General features: G+C 39.2%; 24 protein-coding genes and 2 pseudogenes. 8 read left to right on the forward strand and 18 right to left on the reverse strand.

What is annotated here, in order from left to right; translation table 11 throughout:
* The first annotated feature begins 271 nt into the window (after positions 1-271).
* Both brnQ and V5M37_RS13360 read left to right on the forward strand, forming a co-directional pair.
* Complete coding sequence (gene brnQ, locus V5M37_RS13355) at positions 272-1,624, forward strand: branched-chain amino acid transport system II carrier protein (protein WP_423802356.1); 1,353 nt, start codon at positions 272-274, stop codon at positions 1,622-1,624.
* A 626-nt stretch (positions 1,625-2,250) separates the two neighbouring features.
* Positions 2,251-2,484 carry a hypothetical protein gene (locus V5M37_RS13360; protein ID WP_423802357.1) on the forward strand — a complete coding sequence of 78 codons (234 nt, stop codon included), beginning with the start codon at positions 2,251-2,253 and terminating at the stop codon, positions 2,482-2,484.
* 71 nt (positions 2,485-2,555) lie between these two features.
* On the opposite strand, the gene V5M37_RS13365 is transcribed toward V5M37_RS13360, so the two are convergent.
* From V5M37_RS13365 to V5M37_RS13400, 8 genes and pseudogenes are all read right to left on the reverse strand, one after another.
* Positions 2,556-3,458, reverse strand: a complete 903-nt coding sequence (locus V5M37_RS13365; RefSeq protein ID WP_423802358.1) for a redoxin domain-containing protein — start codon at positions 3,456-3,458, stop codon at positions 2,556-2,558.
* Between the two features lie 75 nt (positions 3,459-3,533).
* Positions 3,534-3,708: pseudogene (locus V5M37_RS13370) on the reverse strand (sulfite exporter TauE/SafE family protein); the annotation flags it as partial.
* A 229-nt stretch (positions 3,709-3,937) separates the two neighbouring features.
* Positions 3,938-4,321, reverse strand: coding sequence for a DUF302 domain-containing protein (locus tag V5M37_RS13375; protein ID WP_423802359.1), 384 nt, complete (start codon positions 4,319-4,321; stop codon positions 3,938-3,940).
* A gap of 323 nt (positions 4,322-4,644) precedes the next feature.
* Positions 4,645-5,772, reverse strand: a complete 1,128-nt coding sequence (locus V5M37_RS13380; RefSeq protein ID WP_423802360.1) for an MBL fold metallo-hydrolase — start codon at positions 5,770-5,772, stop codon at positions 4,645-4,647.
* Between the two features lie 39 nt (positions 5,773-5,811).
* Positions 5,812-6,390, reverse strand: coding sequence for a sulfurtransferase TusA family protein (locus V5M37_RS13385; protein ID WP_423802361.1), 579 nt, complete (start codon positions 6,388-6,390; stop codon positions 5,812-5,814).
* A 43-nt stretch (positions 6,391-6,433) separates the two neighbouring features.
* Entirely contained in the window at positions 6,434-6,730 is a 297-nt protein-coding gene (locus V5M37_RS13390; protein ID WP_423802362.1) for a rhodanese-like domain-containing protein, read from the reverse strand.
* 11 nt (positions 6,731-6,741) lie between these two features.
* A complete protein-coding gene (locus tag V5M37_RS13395; protein WP_423802363.1) occupies positions 6,742-7,221 on the reverse strand; it encodes a DsrE/DsrF/DrsH-like family protein in 480 nt (159 codons plus the stop codon).
* Between the two features lie 53 nt (positions 7,222-7,274).
* A pseudogene (locus V5M37_RS13400) lies at positions 7,275-7,501 on the reverse strand (sulfurtransferase TusA family protein).
* 329 nt (positions 7,502-7,830) lie between these two features.
* On the opposite strand from V5M37_RS13400, the gene V5M37_RS13405 reads away from it, so the two are divergent.
* Entirely contained in the window at positions 7,831-8,817 is a 987-nt protein-coding gene (locus V5M37_RS13405; RefSeq protein WP_423802364.1) for an MBL fold metallo-hydrolase, read from the forward strand.
* Positions 8,818-8,912: 95 nt separating this feature from the next.
* The gene (locus tag V5M37_RS13410; RefSeq protein WP_423802365.1) at positions 8,913-9,167 is read left to right on the forward strand and encodes a DUF2533 family protein; all 255 of its coding nucleotides are present in this window, start codon (positions 8,913-8,915) and stop codon (positions 9,165-9,167) included.
* Positions 9,168-9,214: 47 nt separating this feature from the next.
* On the opposite strand, the gene V5M37_RS13415 is transcribed toward V5M37_RS13410, so the two are convergent.
* A complete protein-coding gene (locus V5M37_RS13415) occupies positions 9,215-9,874 on the reverse strand; it encodes a response regulator transcription factor (RefSeq protein ID WP_423802366.1) in 660 nt (219 codons plus the stop codon).
* Positions 9,861-12,014 carry a sensor histidine kinase gene (locus V5M37_RS13420; RefSeq protein WP_423802367.1) on the reverse strand — a complete coding sequence of 718 codons (2,154 nt, stop codon included), beginning with the start codon at positions 12,012-12,014 and terminating at the stop codon, positions 9,861-9,863. The genes V5M37_RS13415 and V5M37_RS13420 overlap by 14 nt, the downstream gene beginning before the upstream one ends.
* A gap of 185 nt (positions 12,015-12,199) precedes the next feature.
* Here V5M37_RS13420 and V5M37_RS13425 point away from each other — a divergent pair, with 185 nt between their 5' ends.
* Positions 12,200-12,892, forward strand: a complete 693-nt coding sequence (locus V5M37_RS13425) for a hypothetical protein (protein ID WP_423802368.1) — start codon at positions 12,200-12,202, stop codon at positions 12,890-12,892.
* A 45-nt stretch (positions 12,893-12,937) separates the two neighbouring features.
* Here V5M37_RS13425 and V5M37_RS13430 read toward each other — a convergent pair whose 3' ends face one another.
* Together V5M37_RS13430 and V5M37_RS13435 are read right to left on the reverse strand one after the other, a co-directional pair.
* Positions 12,938-13,423: an aminodeoxychorismate lyase gene (locus V5M37_RS13430; RefSeq protein ID WP_423802369.1), complete on the reverse strand. Its 486-nt coding sequence runs from the start codon at positions 13,421-13,423 to the stop codon at positions 12,938-12,940.
* Positions 13,413-13,793, reverse strand: coding sequence for a hypothetical protein (locus V5M37_RS13435; RefSeq protein ID WP_423802370.1), 381 nt, complete (start codon positions 13,791-13,793; stop codon positions 13,413-13,415). The genes V5M37_RS13430 and V5M37_RS13435 overlap by 11 nt, the downstream gene beginning before the upstream one ends.
* A 204-nt stretch (positions 13,794-13,997) precedes the next feature.
* Between V5M37_RS13435 and V5M37_RS13440 the strand changes: the two genes are divergently transcribed.
* Entirely contained in the window at positions 13,998-14,282 is a 285-nt protein-coding gene (locus V5M37_RS13440) for a ferritin-like domain-containing protein (RefSeq protein WP_423802371.1), read from the forward strand.
* A 68-nt stretch (positions 14,283-14,350) separates the two neighbouring features.
* Positions 14,351-14,698: a spore coat protein gene (locus V5M37_RS13445; protein WP_423802622.1), complete on the forward strand. Its 348-nt coding sequence runs from the start codon at positions 14,351-14,353 to the stop codon at positions 14,696-14,698.
* A gap of 59 nt (positions 14,699-14,757) precedes the next feature.
* Here the strand turns inward: V5M37_RS13445 and V5M37_RS13450 are convergent, their stop codons facing one another.
* A complete protein-coding gene (locus tag V5M37_RS13450; protein WP_423802372.1) occupies positions 14,758-15,561 on the reverse strand; it encodes an RDD family protein in 804 nt (267 codons plus the stop codon).
* Between the two features lie 101 nt (positions 15,562-15,662).
* On the opposite strand from V5M37_RS13450, the gene V5M37_RS13455 reads away from it, so the two are divergent.
* On the forward strand, positions 15,663-16,664 hold the full coding sequence (locus tag V5M37_RS13455) for a stage II sporulation protein M (RefSeq protein WP_423802373.1): 1,002 nt from the start codon (positions 15,663-15,665) through the stop codon (positions 16,662-16,664).
* Here V5M37_RS13455 and V5M37_RS13460 read toward each other — a convergent pair.
* The 5 genes from V5M37_RS13460 to V5M37_RS13480 are packed head-to-tail and all read right to left on the reverse strand — an operon-like array spanning position 16,615 to position 21,559.
* Complete coding sequence (locus tag V5M37_RS13460; protein ID WP_423802374.1) at positions 16,615-17,973, reverse strand: DUF58 domain-containing protein; 1,359 nt, start codon at positions 17,971-17,973, stop codon at positions 16,615-16,617. The two genes, V5M37_RS13455 and V5M37_RS13460, sit on opposite strands and share 50 nt — an antisense overlap.
* Positions 17,924-18,853, reverse strand: a complete 930-nt coding sequence (locus V5M37_RS13465) for an AAA family ATPase (protein WP_423802375.1) — start codon at positions 18,851-18,853, stop codon at positions 17,924-17,926. Before V5M37_RS13465 ends, V5M37_RS13460 begins: the two co-directional genes overlap by 50 nt.
* A complete protein-coding gene (locus tag V5M37_RS13470; RefSeq protein ID WP_423802376.1) occupies positions 18,850-19,983 on the reverse strand; it encodes a DUF4350 domain-containing protein in 1,134 nt (377 codons plus the stop codon). Before V5M37_RS13470 ends, V5M37_RS13465 begins: the two co-directional genes overlap by 4 nt.
* Complete coding sequence (locus V5M37_RS13475) at positions 19,970-20,626, reverse strand: DUF4129 domain-containing protein (protein WP_423802377.1); 657 nt, start codon at positions 20,624-20,626, stop codon at positions 19,970-19,972. Before V5M37_RS13475 ends, V5M37_RS13470 begins: the two co-directional genes overlap by 14 nt.
* Before the next feature lie 9 nt (positions 20,627-20,635).
* The gene (locus V5M37_RS13480; protein WP_423802378.1) at positions 20,636-21,559 is read right to left on the reverse strand and encodes a hypothetical protein; all 924 of its coding nucleotides are present in this window, start codon (positions 21,557-21,559) and stop codon (positions 20,636-20,638) included.
* Between the last annotated feature and the right edge of the window lie 119 nt (positions 21,560-21,678).

Here is a 21,678-nt window from a genome sequence, read left to right on the forward strand (position 1 = left end):
TTTTTGCCTATATTTACTTAATTTAAAGCGCATTGTTTCCATAAGCCAATTCCTCCTTCCCTTCTTCTTCAACCTCCTCTGATTGTCTGAATTTCAGTAATATTATTAAACTTGGCTCGATCTCCATATTCTCCTCCCTATTTCAGATATGTTTGCCATTTAGATGTCCAAAAAGTTTTAATGCCAACTTGCTCCAGCAATCAATCCATGATAGCCAATTATTCTAAACGATGTTAAAATAAATGAAATTCATCTAGAAGGAGCAACATGCATGCATCAAAAAATATCATTTTCAACATACGCAGTCATTGGTACAATGCTGTTTGGTATGTTCTTTGGGGCAGGAAACCTGATCTTCCCTATTCAGATGGGACAGGTTGCCGGTACTAACTTTTGGCCAGCTTTAATTGGTTTTCTTGTAACAGCAATTGGTTTGCCATTTATGGGGATCTTGGCATTCGGGCTATCCGGAAGTAATGGACTTCGTGAATTAGCAGGTCGGGTCCACCCGAAATTTGGAGTCGCCTTCGCCATGGCCCTTTACTTAACCATTGGACCGTTTTTTGCGATTCCACGTACAGCAACAGTACCTTTCGTAGTCGGTTTCGAACCATTTATTAATCCAGAGCACACCAGCTTATATCTTGGGCTTTTTAGTTTCGTATTTTTTGCCATTGTCTATTATTTCTCATTAAATCCCGCGAAAATTATTGACTATATTGGAAAATATCTAACACCTGCATTTTTAGTATTTTTATTTTTATTAATTATTATCGCAATCGTCAAACCTATGGGACGATTTGGAGCGCCAACGGGTGATTACAGCCAATTGGCCTTTATTACTGGTTTTAAAGAGGGTTATAACACGATGGATGCCCTTGCTTCATTAGCATTTGGTATTGTTGTCATCAATGCTATTAAAGGACAAGGAATCACCGACACGAAGACAATTGCAAAAGCAACTTGGAAATCAGGCATTTTCGCTATGGCACTAATGATGCTGATTTATGGTCTCATTACGTATATGGGGGCATCAAGCATATCTGCCATCGGTACATTCGATAATGGCGGATTAATCTTTGCTAAGGTCGCCAATCATTACTTTGGCGAATTCGGTGCGATCCTCCTTGCTATTATTATTGTTCTAGCATGTTTAAAAACAAGCATTGGACTCATTACCTCATGTAGTGAATTTTTCAATAGTGTTTTTCCAAAAGTAAGCTATAAAATGTTCGTACTTATCCTAAGTCTTGTGTCATTTATCATCGCCAATTTTGGTTTAAACAATATTATTCAATACGCTGTTCCAGTATTAATGCTATTATATCCTTTGGCGATTGTTCTGATTTTGTTGACGCTTAGCTCATCATTATTTAAACATAAGCAAAGTGTATATGCAGCGTCTATGTTTCTTACTTTTTGTGTTAGTTTCTTCGATGGATACAGCACGTTAGTTGGAAGCTTACCCGGAGCGACCATTTCTTTATTCGAAGCAATTAAAGCTTCGTACATTGAATATTTACCGCTTTATAGTATTGGTCTAGGATGGATATTACCGGCAGTAGTTGGTGCGGTTATTGGCTATTTCTGGCCAACGGGGGCCAAAAAAGCTGTTACTCAATAATAAATTAGAACCACCCAGTAAAATGGGTGGTTCTATTATACGTTTTTTAAGCTTTTAAGATAAATAACTATTATCCCAAGTTGTATACGAAAAACTATTATTAAAAGTGAAAACAATTAAAAAAGACCTAGAAAGGTCTTTTTTACTAACAGCATGCACCCGTATTGCCAATCAAAGAAATGCCTTTTCCATCTCCGCTTTGGTCAAGGGTTAGGCCTTCTATATTAGGTTCAATGATAGGGTCAATTGCTACTGTGATTTCATTTATTGTGACGATTATATCGTCTGCATCCGGCTCATCCAGAGCCAGTCCAATTCTTGGCTCCCCTCAGCCATAGCCTTCAAAAAAGATACGAATGTTGTTGGCATTCTCTTCTTTGAACACTTGTTTTAACAGATCACGAGCCTGGTCTGTGATGTTCATGTTCAATTCCTCCTGTTTAATAATCACCTTTTTATTTTAACCTATCGCGGTGTTAGAAAGTAATAAAATGCTTAAAAATTTGACGAGAATGTGTTTACTTTTCTAAAGTTTACTAACTTGTCAAATTTACCCCACTCCGTATGTGAAAAAACATTATAAAATTAAATTGTAATTAGAAATGCAAATTCAAAGGAGGATTAAAATGAAAAAAATAGCAACAAGTGCATTTACCCTTATCCTATTGCTGGGATTGGGAACTGGTGTTTTGGCGGCCAGTGATCAGATTGCTTGCAAGGTGGGAGATTTCAAAGAGATGCTCCCGATGATGCAGGAAAAACACCCGCAGCTAAGTGAAAAACAATTAAAAGAAATGCATAAGGATTGTGTAACTCAAATGAAAAAAGAATCAAGTACCAATTGTATGATTAACAATTAATTTAAAAAAAAGCACATTCTAAGAAGAAGGCTCCCGCTTAGAATGTGCTTTTTTTTTCAATAGCCTAGTATTTATTTCATGCCATTAATCAAATCTGTCATCATCTCTTTATCCATTGGTCCAACTATTCTTTTATGAATGATCCCATTAGTATCGATGAAATAACTTGTTGGAATCGTAATGGCTTGATATACGTCAGCTATTTCTCCGCTTTCATCAAGTAAGACAGGAAAAGTTAAACCGTAATCCTTCACGAACTGTTCTACCCTATCTGGATTCTTCTCTGATGTGGTTAGATTTACAGCAACAATTTCAACATTTTTCCCTTTTTGTTCCTGATAGAAATCTTTCATATGAGGCATTTCCGCTTTACATGGCGGACACCAGGTTGCCCATAGATTTAAGATTACCTTCTTCCCTTTAAAGTCAGACAGTTGAACTTGTTGCCCTTCTATATTCTCCAATTGGAAATTGGGAGCTTTATTTCCTTCTTTTATTCCAATTTCATCAGAATTTTGTTGCACTGTCTGCCCTTTTTGTACGGTTTTATCAAGCTTAGTTTGTGAAAAAGCAAAATCATACATTGTCCATCCAATCAGCCCTGTTAAAGCAGTTACTGCTAGGATTTTTTTGATAAGCGAATTAGGAATATTTGTTTTCCGTCCTTTGAAAACGAAAAAGATAAGGGACCCGATCATGGCAAGAATCAGACCCTTGCTTCCTCCAGTAAAATACAACAAGGATAATGGACTTTTCATCACAATGGATGGTTCGAGAATGAGTAGACTTCCCTTCCAAATAAAAAATCCTAAAATAAGTGTATTTACCAACAAATCAAATACTCTCTTATGTAACTCCCCTTCATGTGTTTTTCTTACCCAAAATTTGATGATGAAGAGGCCAATCAGTATACCAACCCCCAGCAGCAGCCATTTGAGCGAAATGGCAAGTGAACCAATTTGTATTACTTGCATAGCGCCCTCCTTTTTAAGGTTTTTACTCATTATACTATAAGGGGTATGTTAAAAGGGCTTAATTAGCTCTTTTTATCATAAAATTTCCTTCCATGTCTTCACTGCAGTGGCCAGGATTAATATTCACCCTTTTTCCGGCATTTGCCCCTAACGGAGAGGCAAGAAGACTGGCTGCTACCATGATAATTGCAGGCATAATTGGTACTTGTCCCGTTGATATTTTTCCGGTGACTGCACCGATTGAAGAAATCATACCGCCTCTTACATTGCATGGAAACCTCCTAATATTTTATACGTATATGGGTATTTGGATTTATAAAAAAATATGAAGATGTACTCTATCTCATTAAAAATAATTTAACAGCATTTTTCTATTGAGTTTTTCTTTAAAATAAATTTGTTTGGTTTAACAATGGTAACGCTTACAACATTTGCAAATAGGAAGCCTCGTTAATCGAGGCTCTTTTTTGTCATCCAATTTAAATACTTTTCTTTATGCAATGTATTAAGCGGTCTTCTATGTCACCTGCAAATTGTTTCATTTTTTCGTCTTGTAAAAGACTGATTAGTGCTGTTGGTTTGGGCATGCCAATTTTCGTTTTTCCTTCACTATCATAAACGACAATTTTACACGGCAGAAAATATCCAGCCATTTCATTTTCAGTAAGCACTCTTTGCGCCTCGACTGGGTTGCACACCTCCAGCACCTTAAATTCTTTATCGAACTCCAGCCCTTTTTCCTGAAGCTTTTCCTTGATATCAAACTTCCACAAAACACCAAACTTTTCTGCCTTTAAATTTTCCTCCAAAGATTGAATGGCCTCTTCGATATTTTTATTTGTAATTAATGTAAAATCAAACATTCGTTTCCTTCTCCTTCAGGATTATTTTCTAATTCTTCACCATTTTTAGTATTCCATATTCTTCAATTAACAATTATTAAGATTAGGAAAAAAGAGCATGACCTTAAAAGTCACACTCTTTAGATAAAGAATTACATAAATGCTTTATAAATGAGGTAAATGGCTCCTGCCAGGAGCCAGACTAACGTGCCTGGTCATATAGGTATCGGTTGTTTAACCTGTTTACCATTTCCAGAAACATTAGTCCTGCTAATTCCTCAAGATCCAGTTGTGTTGCAATCGTTTAATTGTTTTTTTTCCTCAGTCATTGTTAAGTCACCTCATTATCGAACCGCACAACGATTAGGACCGATTTCCATTTCCCGCTGCTGGTCGATATCCGGATTGATTTTTCCCATATTGGTTTCACGGATTTCCTGATACGCGTTTGGCTGCGGCGGCAGGTTTTCTGTTACCATCTTTCTGAATTCGTTTTCATCCTCAATATTAAGGCCATGGTTTTTTGCAAACAGTACTCCTAATTTTTCTGATACACTGCCATCTTCGTTTAATTCTTCAATAATCATAAAATGCGCCGGAAGAACAACTAGTTCTTCTGATAATTCTTTATATCGATTATATAGAGTTTCTCTTAAATCGCCAACCCAATCTTCTGCCTTTCCGGCAAGGTCAGGCCGTCCGATTGAATCGATGAATAAAATGTCACCTGAAAGCAGGAATTTGCCATCCACAACGAAGGAAGTGGAACCGATGGTATGACCAGGAGAATATAGGGCGTTGATATCAATTGTAGTACTTCCGATTGTCACATGATTACCATCTTCTAGCGGTTGATATTCGAACGTAACTTCCGTTGCATCCTTTGGAGGCAGCCAGTACGTGGCGCCTGTTGTCTCGGCAATTTTGCGGCCGCCAGAAATATGGTCAGCATGAAGGTGAGTATCAAACACATGAGTAATGTTTGCTCCGATTTCTTTGGCGAAATCAAGATAAATATCGGTCATCCTAGTTGCATCAATCAGCGCTGCCTCGCCGCCCGAAACTACCATGTAAGACAAACATCCTTTTCCAATTCGAACAAATTGATATAGTTCCCCTCCATCAGTTAAGTCTCCAACTTTAACAGGCTCTAGATGCTCACTCCACGTTTTCATGCCACCTTGTAGGTAAGAAACATCGAGGCCAGCATCAGATAGCATTTCCGCGACCATAACGGAAGACCCTTCTTTCGCACAAACGACTAATACTTCTTGCTCAGTCGGGATTTTGTCTAGAATTTCTTCTACACCATCAAGTAATTCGAAATATGGAATATTTAAGTACTGGAAGTTGTCACCTTCAATTTTCCAATCTTGAAAGTCAGACTCATTACGGACATCGAAAATAAACAGTTTTTCTTTGTTAAAAACTTTTTTCGTTACTTCCTTTGCTGTCATCACAGTTACTGTCATCTTCTGTTACCCCCTAAGGTATATTTTTACCTAAAAAAATTATTTATTTAATCCGATGGTATTTCCTGTCCATTTACTCATACCGGGTAAGACATTCCTTACCTTTTTAAACCCTTGTTCCGCTAACTTTTGTGCAGCAAAATCACTGCGGCTGCCAGTCCGGCAAATCACGTAAATTTCATCTTCTTTGTTTAGCTCAGATAAACGCTCATCTAATTCATCTAAAGGAATCGAAATAGCCTGTGGAATATGGTTAAACGCGTATTCTGCCGATTCTCTTACATCAAGTAAAATAATGTTGTCATTGGCAGAACCAAGTTTCTTTTCAAGATCTTCGTTATTTATGACATTTGGATGTTTTTTCTCAATTGTTTCATCGTTTGAAGATTTTCTCAGGTAATGCTTTAACACTCCACCTTCTTCAATAGTCCCCAAATATTGGTGCCCAGTGCTTTCAGCCCAAGCTTTCATATCTGCTTTTGAACCTTTATCGGTTGCTAAAACTTCGATAACTTGCCCTGCTTCAAGGTTATTCATTGCTTTTTTCGTTTTCACGATGGGCATTGGACATGCCAAGCCCTTAGCATCTAATACGACATTTGCCTTCATGTTTGTCATGATTGTCCTCCCGTTTTACCTGCAAGGGTATTTATTGAAAAAATTATTCCACTTTACCTTCCCAAGCCAGCATTCCGCCGGCCATGTTAATAACGTTAAAACCGTAGCTTTCGAGAAATTGACTGCCACGGCCGCTTCTTCCACCGGAACGGCAAACCATGATATACTCTTTTGTTTTGTCTAACTCATGCATACGAAACTCAACCAGCCTTAATGGCATATTGATGGCACCAGGAATTTTGCCTGCTTTCACTTCATCTACTTCGCGAACATCAATAATGTTTAATTTTTTTCCTTGGTTTAGTAAGTTTTCTACTTCTTTTGCAGTCATTTCTCTCATTGTGCATCCTCCTATATAAACAGATTTACATTACCATCTTCGGCATCTGCCAAATAAGCAGCCACTCCTGCATATTCAATGTAATCCATAAGTTCCTCTTCCTTAAGACCCAATAAATCCATTGTCATCGTACAGGCAACCAGTTTTACATCTTGTTCTTGTGCCATTTCAATTAACTGTGGCAGTTCAAGCGCGTTATGTTTCTTTATTACATCCTTGATCATTTTCTGACCGAATCCAGCGAAGTTCATTTTAGAAAGACCCATTTTGTCAGCGCCTCTCGGCATCATCTTTCCAAACATTTTCTCCATAAAGCCTTTTTTTACGGGAATGTTTTCATCCTTGCGAAGAGCGTTCAGCCCCCAAAATGTGTGGAAAATGGTGACTTCATGATCATATGCCGCAGCCCCATTTGCAATAATATAGGCTGCCATTGCTTTATCGTAATCGCCGCTGAACAAGACAATCGTTGTTTTTTTCTTTTCTGTCATTGTAATCCTCCTGTTTTTTATACGTGCAAGGGTATCTTAATGAATAAAAAAATTTATCCTTTTTTAATCCAGAATTTTAACACGCCATTTTCATCTTCAAAATTTAATACTTCGTGTCACCAGACTTGGCCCACGCCGTTAAATCGTTTTTTGCACCTTTATCAGTTGTATGGATTTCCAACACCTGGCCTGATTCCAGCTCATTCATTGCCTTTTTTGTTTTTACAATCGGCATTGGACATGCAAGTCCTTTTGCGTCTAAAACCTTTGTAATATTCATTAAAGAATTCCTCCCTATTGACTATACAATTACCCATATGGGTATAAATTTTTGAAAAATAAAAGAGGGCAATAACCCTTTTCAAGTCCATATTTGCTTTCGAACAATATTGATTCTATACCCTAATAGGTATATTGTCAACATATTAATTTTTAAAAAACGCACTTTCAATTTAGGGAAAGAAACCTAAGTAGAAAGGAACAAATTATAAGTATTTCCGATACATTTACTATACATCTTTTAGAATTTTTTGTATAATATGAATATTATTGTTTTAAACAAACGTTCAAAAAATATATATTATTTAAAATTTAATTGATAATAGTGAGGTGTACATCTTGTTAGATATAAAAAAGGACTGCAGCTTGGTCATACCGATTTCGATTCCGGAGAAGCTTGGAGGGTTAAAAACGGTCAATTTTTTTCTTGTTAAACAAGAAAAGTCGTTATCATTAATCGATGCTGGGTACAATACCGACTCTCATTGGGAGGCACTAAACCTGGCATTGAATCAAAATGGCTTGGTCTTACAGGATTTAACCGAAATAATTTTAACACACCATCATATTGATCATGTTGGTTTGGTAGACAGAATTGTCGATGCACATCCCATTCCCGTATATGCTTCTCCCCTTTCCATTCCCCGCTTAAAAAGAGACAAAGATTTTATGGAAATGCGGGTTGAATTTTTCGAAAAGCTTTATTATGAAATGGGATGTGGGGAAACCGGTGAGAAACAAATTGCTTATTTAAAGAAAGCCTTACTGCGTAATAAGGGTAAAGCAATGCATGCAGAAATTACAGCAATAACAGACAATGAATTCCTTGGTTTCACTATTTTGGAAGTCCCTGGACATTCCCCTGATCAGTTGGCTTTTTTGGATCAACAAAGAAAGCAGTTATTTGCCGGCGATTTATTAATTGAACACATTTCAAGTAATGCCATTGTTGAGCCTGATGAAAACGGAAGCCGATTGCCAACTATTAGTCAGCAGATTGGTTCCTTAAATAAATGTGCAGCTATCCATATTGATTCTGTTTTCCCTGGGCATGGAGCGGTCATTCAAGATCCGAAAGCACTTATTCATAAGCGATTAGAGCGGATTGAAGAAAAATCTGAGCTCATCTTGAGATATATCCAATCTGGTCATTCTACAGCCAATGAAATTGCGCAGGTATTATATAAAAATACCTATAATGAACAATTTTCTTTAGTTATGTCGGAAATTATCGGCCATCTGGATTATTTGGAAGCGAAGAAGAAAGTAACAATGAAGAAACTGCAGAGTATTTGTCACTACCACGTAACAGTATAGCCTTACCTTAGGTAAAAGTACACTCAGTTAAAATACTAGTTTAGCATCTAAAAGGATGATATTATTGATATATCGTCTTTTTTAGGAGTGAAAACATGAGTGTACATAATGATTTAATCAAGCATGCAGAAAATCAAAATAAATCGTATCAGGAGTTTTTGGCTCTAGATCAGCAGCGGGAAATGTATATTGAAGAAGCAGTTGATTTATGCAAACAAGGTAAACCCTTTTCTACTGATAAAATTAATGAAGTGACAAATAGAATGAATAAGATAAATTTACGGATTATATCGATTAGAAAAAATGTTACACCTGAAATGGTACTGGAGTATGTGAATAAATTACGTTAGCCACAAAAAGACACTTTCCCAACAGGTGAAAAGTGTCTTTTTGTATTTTAATCCTCGTCCTCTCTCCCTAACCGTGATTCCTTTACCAATTCGATTGCTTCCTCCCGGTCAGCCACTTGAAGTTTATTTAGGATGTTTGTGACATAATTAGATACTGTTTTTCCGCTTATTTTTAACCTCGCGGCTATCCCAGAATTGTTCAAGCCATCAGCCATTAGGTAAAGCACCTCCCTTTCTCGTTCCGTCAAATCCGGAAAGGCCTCCTTCGGTGCAGCGGGGCGTGCCATCGAAAAATAGTCAATCATTCTCGAAGCGATTCCCGGGCTAAAAATAGCCCCGCCATTCCCCACTGTTTTAATTGCATTTAATAAATCGTCCTTCTCCGCATCTTTTAGGACATAACCTTTTGCCCCAGCCTTCATGGCTGCAAAAACAGAATGATCGTCCTGAAACATGGTTAAAATTAAGATTTGAGTATTTGGATTATCTTTCATGATCTCTCTGGTTGCTTCAATTCCATTGCAGCCAGGCATTCGCAGGTCCATTAGGATGACATCTGGTTCTAATTTTTGAGCAAACTGGATTACTTCTTCTCCAGATGTCGCTTCACCCACAACCTCTATTTCGGGTGTTGTCATAAAGAGTGTTTTCACACCATGCCGAAATAAAGGATGATCATCAGCAATTAGGATTTTAAGCTTTTTCATCTCTCTCCCCCATATTATCGGAATTTATCGGTAAAGATACGGTTATCGTTGTTCCGCCGTATTTATTTGTTCCAAGCAGGAAACTTCCGCCCAGTTCGTTTACTCTTTCTTTCATGGACCCGATTCCAATGCCTCCATTCTTTGAATCTCTTTTTCTTGATAGAAGGATTCCAATCCCGTCATCTTCCACATTTATCTGCAATCCTTTTCCATTAACAGAAATACTAATAATGCAGTTTTTTGCTTTAGAATGCCTTACCACATTAACAATTGCTTCTGTTGTGACTCGAAAAGCTGCAACCTCTACTGCAGCGGGTAATACAGTCATAGTTTCGGGTACGTTTAATGTAAAGCTGATTTTTTCCGAAATGCTAAAGGACAACGCCTTTATTTGCTCATGAATGGCCCCAATCAAGCCCATCTCATCCAATGTTGGTGGACGTAAGTCATAGACCAGGCTGCGAATTTCTGAAACAGTCTGGCGTATGGTACTACGCAATTCCCCTAGTATATTTCGAGTGGCATTCGGATTACTTTCGACCAGGTCTTCAGCTGCTGCGGCAGTTAAGGCAAGTGCAGCGAGCCGTGGTGCCAGCCCATCATGAAGATTGCTTCTAAGCTTCCTTCTTTCTTCCTCTCTAGCCAAAACAAGATTTTCCCTAGATTCCTGCAAATCAGCAGCCAGAAGCTTTAAACTAATGGAAGCTTTTGCGCTATGAACAACTACGCTTGCTTGGCGGACAAGCATATCCAAAAATTTTCGGTCGGATACAGTGAGCGCCTCACCAGGTGAACGTGGTGATAGTTTCAAAACGCCCATTTCTTCTCCTCGATATAGTAAATTGTACGTTAGTGGAACCCCTTTATCAGTGCCTTCCTCTGCGGTCATAATCACCTTTCCATCTTGATATACGGAAAGTGAGGCATATGGAACCTTAAGCGAATCTCTGATTGTCTTCACTACCAAAGATAATACGGAATCAGGCTCCATAGGGTTTTCCAGCTCCTGTGCTAACCTAAGCAGGACAGAGTATGGGTCGTCATTTTCCCCATACATCCTTCTGTTAATAAATTGTTGGACCCTTTGCTTTATCGGTGCAAATAAAACCGCCACGATCCCTGTCGCAATTAGGGAACTGATTAAATGGCTATTCGTTTGCAGCAGTAACCCGGAATACCAAACAGCCAGGACATAAAATAAAACGGTGCTAACGGTCATGATCCCATATACTAGTGTACGATTGACGATGAAGTCAATGTCCCAGAGCCGATGCTTCATCATCGCAATCAAGATCGCAGCTGGTATCAGAATCATGAAGGTGTGAACGGCAATTTCTATATAATACAATTGGTAGGGGTCTGATGATATGGATTTTTCATTACTTACAAAAATGGCGGTCACGCTAAATAAGCCGGCAAGTGCCATGACCACACCGTAAACAACCCATTTTGCCTGCTGCTTCTCCAACGGCGCCATTACATATTTGTAGCGGTATATTTGGACAGTCAGGAGACTGCCAATCCACAGAATAAACCAAGAACCAAATCCCCATAGCTTTGATACATACTCCAAATCAACGAATGTATCTGGAAAAATCATCCCTGGAATACGCAAGATGATGAGCAGAAAACAAAGGTATTTGGACCATTTCGGAGCAAATCTTCCATTTGGAAACAGAAAAAAGAAAATGATAAAAGCCGCCATGCCGCCTGCTCCAATTAAATTAACCAAGTAAACCAAAAACGGGGAACTGAGTTTTAACCCCTCCATTATCGGTGTAAAGGTTCCTCCCAAAGAAACAAGCATAAAACTCCCAAGCATCCCCATAAGCTCAGTTGATTTTTTCCAAAATAGAATCAATCCAGCCGTAATAAATACAATCCCGAACAGCACGTAAATACTTACATATGCAACTGAGTATTCGGATGGACTTATTCCTTGAACCGCAAGCCACTTGGTCCCAGGGGGAGGATTATAAAAGGCTGCACAGGATTTGTTAATACATTGGTCTTTTATGTAGTGATAATAGACTGGGATACTTATTGTAAAGAGGATTATAGTAAGCAAAATAAATGTTAACAATCCCCACTTTGTATAGGCCTTCCATTTTGCAATGGATTGATTTTGAGAAGCTTCCATGATCGTAACGCTCCTGTTCATCTGTGATAGGAAAATTGTAGCAAAAATCGGATTTTTCTGTAAATACTTATTTTTCTTCCCTTCTGATTTCCTTGTTTTCGGGAAAAAAACCCTCTATCGGCCGGGAAGTAATGGGATGGTATGATTCATGTGAAGATAATTAAATCAAACAGGAGGAATGAAAAATGAGTATTCCAAAGGGATATCTTAAGTTTAGCGGAATCATGTTATTGTTAGGGGGGATTATGGGATTTACGGGACAATTAATTCATTTGGGTGATGTTCCTGATTCGGTAAAAGATATTCCCGATTTCCTAAAAAGTGCTGTCAATATTCACGTTCTTTTAGCCTATGCATCTACGTTTATTTTAATGGGGCTGCCTGCTTTATTTTTAAAACAGTCTTCTGGATTGAAATGGTGGGGCTGGCTTGCCTTTCCTCTTCTCTTCACCGGTTTAATGCTTGAAATTTTTCATGGTCCAGTTCAAATTATTGCCTATCCGATTATCTTTGATTTCGTTCATACTTCAACAGACCTCCAGCATGTCAGCGATCTTCTTAACAATATGGCTGTTGATAAATATCCGCTTCAGCTGGCTATTTTCATCCCACTCGTTCCAGGAATTCTTTTAGGTCTATTATTGTTGGGGATATCTTCATTAAAAGCAAAAGTTTTACCGAAAGCGCCAGCTATCTTTCTCTTAGTTGTATTGGCCATTCAAATTGTCAGCTTTATCGTTCCAGTTCATATTCACTTGCTTGAGATTTCCTTCGCCTATATTCATCTAGTCTTTGTATGGTTTGGCGGCGTCTTGGCATTTAATAAATCAAAATCTCTTGCTAGCCATAATGATGAGATGATTCAAATCGAAAAATAGTGTTAAAAAAAAGACACCTTCCGATTGGAAAGTGTCTTTTTACTTCTAATGAAAAATAGCCGCTATGATTTGGTCATATGACATCCCGCTATCAACGGTATATGTACCTGGTCGTAATTTATTTTGCAGTCCTCTTGCCTCGATATCTTTTGAGAATTGGAAAGCATCAGGAACAAGATTAGCTGATACTAGCATTCTCCCTACATCAATGCTTGTCATGCCGTCTGCAACATTAATGACTGCTTGAGATACATTTTGCTTCTGTGCATCCGCAGGAGGGGCAGCCTCTTGTTGAGCCGTACCGTTTTTCGCGGCATCCAGATTTTTGTTATACTCATCTTTTGTTTGCACTATATATCCTGCGTCGGTAAGCTGCTTTTTCATTTCATCCTTTGATACAGAAGCCTGATTTGATGCTGGCTGTCCTGCCGCCTTTGAAACATGGCTGTCGCTTGAAAAATAAGCAATGGTGCTGATACCTGTCGCCAATAGAAGACCCGCTGAAAAACTGCTGATTAGGTTAACCTTCATTGGCAACCAGTCTCCCTTCAGCTTGTGATGATTGGTAAACAGCGATAATCTGCTTGACTTCATTTTCGGAAACCTGTTTTTGTTGAGCAATGCTATCAATGGAGTATTGACGTCTGTATAAGTCTAGTACTTCACGCTTTAAAATCTTTTCCTCCGTGGATAGCTGAACTCCCGTCTCTTTTGTGACAATTTCCAAATCAAGTTCCATGTTGCGAAGTGATTCTTGCATCCCATTTATTTCTTTCATCACAGATATATGAACAAGGTCAATTTCTTTATGGTTTTTCTTAGCAGTTTGCCGTTCTTTCAGGATTGAGAATATCAGCAGCAAAATGGATACAACAAACAAAGTGGTTAATGTCCATTCCATTAAGACAGTCTCCTTTCACATTCTATTAGTATCACAAGTTCTTATTATACATCCCAAACCTATATTTTTCGACTCCTATTTTTCAAACACAACAAAAGTCGCATGGATTTGACAAAAAGCGCCATGCAAAACGATATTTACATAATAAAAAGGAAAATAGTTCATTATAAATATGAATTGATATGAATTTTGAAAGGAGATTTTATGGTGCAAACCAATCAAGTACCGATACCAGAACCGCCTCAGGCGATCACAACCAAAGATCTTATGTATTTAAAAGATGCCATGTCCTGGGAGCTTCTCGCATTTAAAAAGCTACATTTTTTAGCTGAGCACGCAACTAATCAGGATGTTAAGCAAGCTCTTGACCAAGCAGGACAAATGCATCAAAAGCACTATCAAAAATTGTTGTCTCATCTACAAGTTAATAATAATGCTGTATTATCAAGCCTGCAAAATGCGCAGCAACAGCAACAGCAAATGCATTAGAATGGAGGTATGTAAAAGTGCAAAACCAGCAAATGCCACAGAATCAACAAATGCAGCAAGGTCAACAAATGCAGCAATCCCAGAATTCTAACCAGATTGCCAATCCACAAACAGGACAATTGCCAAAAGTTAAAGGTCCGGAAATGAACGATCGTGACTTTTTAAATGATGCACTAAGCACCTGCAAATATATTACAGACAGTTTAAACATTGCCGTACGTGAAGCAAGCCATCAGCAGCTGCACGCTGACCTGTTGCAGATGTTAAATGAAACTCACCAGAGCAGCCGGCAGTTTTTCCAACTCATGTTCCAAAATGGATGGTATAAACTTGAGGCCGAGGAACAGCAGAAGGTCAACCAAGCCCATCAGCAATTTAGCAATTACTCAAGCCAGTTTCCGTACCCACTTCAATAGAATAGTCATCGGCATAAATAAACGGGCAGCGTGATCACTGCCCGTTTCATGTTGATTATTTAAAGTTCAAACTCCCATTCCTCACGTAAATGTAAGTAAAGTAACAGGAGCAAGTTTTCAAGTTCTATATCACTGTGTCCAGTTGCTTCCACACCGATTTTTGGAAGCATAATCTCAGCAATTTGCCCGGTTAGTTGTTTCCGCTCTGTAACGGGCAGCTGGACAAAGCGATGCGCATATGTACGGATCAACTTCCACTCCTTCATTCCTAACGATCTTAGCGCCCATTCATCAATGATTAACTCCTCTTTGGAAAGACCCCTATTTAGGATTTCTTTCTCAATTCCTGAAGGCTTTTTCTTAGCTTTAGTACCCCGTTCATGAACCACAACTGTCCCAGCAACTAGGTCACCTAGTCTCTTATGCTTGGAATGAAAAAACACCATTAGCATTCCAAGAAAATACCCCGCTGGCAGAGAATCGACAATTCGCATTAGATTGCGGATAAAGCTTGAAAGCAAGGTAATGCTGTGTCCATTTTCTTGAATAACCCTGATACCCATCCATTTCTTGCCTAGGGTTCTGCCGCCATAGAAAAATTCAAAGGCAAAAAAGTAGCCCCAATTAATAATAAATATCACAATAATCGCTATGGCAAAAGGGACCGTATTCTCTTCTAAAAAAAAGGGAAAAGACGACATGCCTTTCATGATGAAAATAACCAAAATAATGCACAAAATATTAAACACCATTAAGATTAATTGATCTATGATAAATGCCGCAGCCCTGCTGCCTAAACCGGCAAGGCTAAACTGAAGTGAGACGTATTCCGGTGTTTTAATATCCATTTGTTCATGATTCAACAGGGTTCTCCCCTTTCTAGATGATAAAGTTTCCTATTTTTCTACAAAATTACTATAATAAGGAATAGAAGAAAAGATTAACGGCAAAGAATGGTGAAAAAATGAATGTTAAACAATTTATCAAGCAGCATCGTGAAGAATGGAAACAGCTTGAACAGTTAATCGCAACATTAAGCAAGGGCAGAAAGACGATAACTGGAGACAACATTATACTCTTCTCACGCCTATATCAGAAAGCGGCGCAGAATCTTTCTTATAGCCAAACGTATTATCCTCATGACGAAGTAACGCAATATTTGAATGGACTTGTTTCAAAATCGCATAATCTTTTATATAAAGACCAGGTATCAAGCGTCAAACAAATTCATCATTTTTTCGCCGCCAAGTTTATCGGGTTATTACTAGAACAATGGAAATTCGTTGTGGCCGCGATGATCTTGTTTGCAATCGGCGCGATTGGCAGCTTCCTTTCAGTCTTGAATGATCCACTCCATATCTATTCCATTCTCCCTCCAGAAATTGCCCGAGGCGTTGACCCGGAACAGCTCGGAAGTAGGGATGGTGCGGTCGATTCCTCACTCATGTCGGCTAGTATCATGACGAATAATATAAAAGTGGCCATACTAGCTTTCGCTGGTGGTATAACCTTTGGAATATTAACGGTTTATTTGCTTATCTACAACGGCATTATCATAGGAGCACTTGCAGCGCTTTTCTGGCATCACGGCAAAGCCTATGATTTTTGGGCCTATATTGTTCCCCATGGCATGATTGAACTTACCACCATTTTTATTGCCGGAGGTGCTGGTCTGTTAATGGGCTATAAGCTCTTTATACCTGGCTCGTACTCAAGAGGGTACCAATTGAAGGAACATGGAAAACGCTCTGTTCAGCTGCTCCTTGGAACTATACCATTATTCATCATCGCCGGAATCATTGAAGGTTTTATCACACCCGCAGCCATCTCGCTTGAAGCTAAATATATGGTTGCTATCTTGACTGTTTTGGGTTTAGTTCTTTATATTGTTTTTGGAAAACTGAAACACAGTCATGCTATAAAAGATTCTGATTCATTATCTCCATATAATGGGACACAGCGGTAACCGCTAATTTTTCCTCACGGGCCTCTATCATTGGCAGGCCCTGCTTTTCCCATTTGTTTTTCTCCCGTTTCTTGAAAAGCATTTGCTGCTGGGCAATGCTCTTCAACATTGCCGCTTGGACATCAATCGGCTTCGCTTTTGTTCTGTTCAACAGCGTTCGGTCCTCAACCCCGATCATGAAAAATAAATGCCGCATTCGAAGCTGTTTAAGGTAGGCAAGGGCGTGTTCTTCATGTAGAAAGGTCTGTATATCACTAAATAATAAAAGCAGGCTTCGTTTCTTTTGCACCATTTCCAAATATTGAAGAACGGCTGCATAGTTTGATTCTACTGCATCAACTTTTATATGGTAAATGGTCTGGAGAATGGTTTGCAGATGGGCCATCCCTTTTGCCGGCGGAACAAAAGCCTTAATTTCATTTGAAAAAGCTAGAACGGACACATAATCCCCTTTTTGAAGAGCAGCAGCGGCAACAGTTATGGAAGCTTCCAGGGCTTTTTCTAAGCGGTTGCCTTTTTTCAGTTCTGCCCCCATCATACGGCCGCAATCAAGTAAAATCGTAATGTACTTACCATGCTCTGGCTCATATTCGTTTGTCATCAATTCCTGAAGCTTAGCGGTTTGCCGCCAGTTAATTTTCCGCGGATCATCTCCAACCACAAAGCTCCTGATTTTCGAAAATTCGCCAACCCCGCTTCGCTGTTTGCGAATTTCCAAGCCTTCATACAATAAATAATGCTGGGCATTTTCTAGATACTGCTTTGTTTCCGTTAGATCGGGAATCACTTTCACTGAACCAGTTAAATCTACTGTTACTTGCTTTTCCCACAAGCCGATTACACTTCGATAACGGAAGTACAGCTTATTGATTTCGTATTTTCCCCTCTCAGCAGGTACCGTTTCATAGTTAATGACGTTGGCTGAATCCGCCTGCCCCCTTCCGGATATCGGAAACGGCTTTGTAAAGGTTTGCGGCAGACCATCAATGAATCGGTAGTTTAGTGAATATGGAGAATGATTGCGAACCTCAATCGTAATCGGATAGGTAAGTCCCCGTTCCATTTCCTCTGTTATGGTCCGCTTGAAGGAAAGCTGTGTTTTTTTCGCTGAGAACAATAAATCAACCAGACTGATGAAAAAAACAACAATGTTAATCATAAAGACGTACCACCATGATAAATCCCTTAATACCCCCAGTGTTAAAAAAATAGTCAGCACAAGGTAAATCAACATCAGCCGTTTCGTCGGCAGTATACCTCTATCTTGGAACAGGAACCGAGCCCACAAGCTCTTCGATGATTTGGTCAACGGTTGCTCCCTCCAATTCTACATGAGGAGATAACTGAATCCGATGACGTAAAGCAGGCTTTGCAACCATCTTGATATCATCTGGAGTCACATAATTTCTGTCTGACAAATAGGCCCAAGCCTGTGCTGCTTTACCAATCGAAATCGCCGCCCTGGTACTAGCACCGAAGCGAATCATGTCCGTATCCCGCGTTTTCCTGACGATTTTCATAATGTAATCAAGTACATTATCACTAATTGTGATATCTTCAATTTCTTTTCTGATTGCCACGAACGTGTCTAAATCCATTATTTGAGAAACTTGCGTCCTGTTAAAGTTGTTCTCAATAACTTGTTTTAATACATTTTTCTCTTCTTCTAAGGATGGAAAATCAACCTGAAGTTTAAATAAAAATCGGTCCTGCTGGGCTTCGGGCAGTGGATAGGTCCCCTCAAATTCAATCGGGTTTTGTGTTGCCACCACAAAAAATACGTCTGGCAGCATGTAGGTTTCCCCTTGGATGGTCACCTGTTTTTCCTCCATCGCCTCAAGCAGGGCGGCTTGTGTTTTGGCTGGTGTCCGGTTAATTTCATCGGCCAATAATATATTGGTGAAAATAGGCCCTTTCAACGTTTGAAAGGAACCTTCCTTCATATTGTAAATCATGCTGCCGGTGATATCACTTGGGAGCAGATCCGGTGTAAACTGTATGCGGGTAAAATCGCCGCCAAGCAGTCCTGCAAGCATACGGACCATTTGAGTCTTCCCGGTGCCTGGCACCCCTTCGAGCAGGACATGGCCGCCTGTTAAAATCGCGGATAATAACAATCGTAAATTAAGACTTTGTCCTAAAATTAGCCTTTCATATTGTTCCAATAGGGATGTTAGTTCTGTCCTCACCCTTGTTCCACCTCTTTCTGTAACTGGTCTAACTTTCTAGACCAAAGCAAATATTCCTGTTTAGTGATTTTGTTTTTATCGAGAATTATGGCCAATTCCTGAAGAAATAAGCGAATCTCATTAGTTTTTATTCCCGTCCATTTGCGTTCTAAATATCCCCAAATATCCTGCCATTCTTTGTGATAAGGAACCTGCCATCGTTCTTGAAGGAGCTGCTTCAGATAATCGGCTTGAATTAACAATGAATCCTGATATCGTCTTCCCCGAAGATACCAGGCTGCTATCGCGCGAATTCCTTCATCACTAAAACGGACCATCTCTTCCCGTGGAACCATAATTGGGCCAAACCGTTTGCCCTTATTCCAAAGCCAAATGAAAGCTATCAATATTCCCTGAAACATCAACAGTAAAAACCACTTTGGAAAAGCAGATAAAAATGTTGAAGTTGTTTGCTCGCCATGAACATACTCATCAAACAGAATAGTCTTGGAGTTGGTTTCATTAACCAGCGAAATCAGCAGTGGTAAATGGTCGTTTTTTAAAATCTTGCCATTCGTTATCCATTCTGGTGTAATCGCGACAATTAATTGGCCTTTACCAACAGTACGTTTCAATGCAACAGGTCCGTATTTATCGTGCAATAAAGTATCTTCTCCGTTACGAGGCTGTAGCCGAACGTATGATAGGACTTCCGCCTTTTGTGCTGCCTTGCCGCCCTTTCCATAGATTTTTAAGGCTTCTAGAGATGGTATATCTTTCTCCAATTGTTTTGTCCTTAAATCAAACAGACCATCTGGATTTTGAGTAAGCAATAGAAGCGAATTTCCTTCCTTGATAAAATCGAGGTATGAGCTGATTTCCTCTTTTTCAGTAAAATCTCCCGGCTCCACCATGATTAATAGCTGCTGTTCTTTATTCTTTGGCAATAAAGAAGGCGAATGGTTCCAGCTTTTTGCACTCATTTCCTTTTTTAAATATGTATAAAAGCCCTTTGTCCCCGTTGGGGAAGGAGATTCAGTTACGTAATTCGGATATACTTTCGGCTTGGGAGTAAAGGTGAAATAGCTTAAAAGCGCAAAAACAACTATTAATATAACTAACCAAAGCCAACCCTTTCTAGCCTTGTGCAACGTTTCCCCCTCCCTCCTTGTTCATTTCCGACAACAGACTCAAAACAACAGATTGAAACTGCCGATATTCCTCTTGAAATGCCTCCCTTTCGCCATAAGTCACTTCGTCAAAAAAATACGCGAGATGGTAAAATTGGCCGGCCTGCTGTTTATTCTCTTTTCTAAGCTCCTCATAGTACTCCCAATTGGTCTTCCATTTTCTTGCCTCAAGCCATCCTTTATCGTGAAAGAAAAGAAGCAGGGCCAAAAACAGGTGTCGTGTTGCAGCTGAATAATCGGCTGCAGTTTCTAGCTTTTCTGCCTCTTTTAAATGCTCATGATAAGTCCAATTTATATCCTTTAAAGATTGAAGCGGTTTTTTGCTTCGGAGAACCCGTTCTCTTTTATAATGACGAATCAGAAAAAATACAGCTAAAGCCAATAGAACGATGACCACAATAATGACAGCGATTAAAATAGAGCTTGCGGCGTTATCGGCAGATTCAATTGATGGAAACAAACCGGCTAACTTGTCCGCAATCCACTGCTTAGTCTTTTCCCACCATTCAGCGAAAAGGCCTTTAGAAGCTTTGTCATAAACCCGATATTCCTTTTCGTTCAAAATTTTCTCTAGGTTTTCCCGTGCTTTTTCAGTAGTCAGCATCTCAATCACCTAATTTAAAAAAGAGGTACGATCATAGTCATCAATCATTTCCTTTAAATCATCGGCATCGTGGCGCACTTTTAAGTCCAAGTACATCACGGCATATCCCACTGAGAAAATCATTGTTGTCACTAAGGTCACAAGATTTGAAATAATCGTAAACAATACGCTATTTCCTAAAGCTAACCCAATTGTCCCTTCCACTGAGAAGCTGATAATAGTAATAATTAAATAAAATATAATATAAAGGCCCATAAGCGGCCATGTACGTTTCTTGGTCAATCTCCAGCTTCTACCGAATCCTGGTGACTGTCTGTCAAGAACTACCGACCCGAAATAAAAACTCCAGCGAGTTAAAAAATAGGCAATTATCGGTGCGAAGATTAGAAATAACCCGATAGCTAATAATATTCCTAAAACGGGATTGGCCATGGAGCCAATTACTCCTGAAAAGGCGATGATTAAAATAGGAACCAGCATGATGCCAAAGGCAAGCAATCCAAATAAAATACTGCTGCCCAGCATGGGCCAGAACCGTGATAGGGATTGCTTGATAACCGACCCGACAGTAAACTCCTCATTTTTGCGAATATGATTGACGGCAAAAAGAATAGCTGCCTCTGTGATCGGACCAAGAATCACTGTGATTAGTCCAATCACCGCCATTCCAATGTCAGCCCCAAAGCTTCCGGCGTCAAAGGTTCCTTGATTTTCAAAGCTGGTCATGAATTGCTCAAACCAATCACCGCCGCCTTTCACTTCCCTAAAGAAGCTTGTTCCTGATATTAATAATATGATGGCTTGTAATAAGTAAACAGGACCTAAAAGCAAGAGGAAAATCATAAAGAAATCCTTAAATCTGTTTTTACTTAAACTGAATGTATGATCGAGTATTTCTCCGAATCCTTTCGGCTTTGAAAACTTAGAATCCAATCTAAATCCCCCTTAATCTGTTTGTCACAAGAATTATTTTAACATTACTTTTGTCTAATAAGTGTAAAAAGTTGCAAATATTTACAAGTAACGAGTACAAAAAAGCTCTCCGGGCCGAA

Source organism: Neobacillus sp. SAB-20_R2A, assembly GCF_049568635.1.
GTDB lineage: Bacteria > Bacillota > Bacilli > Bacillales > Cytobacillaceae > Neobacillus > Neobacillus citreus.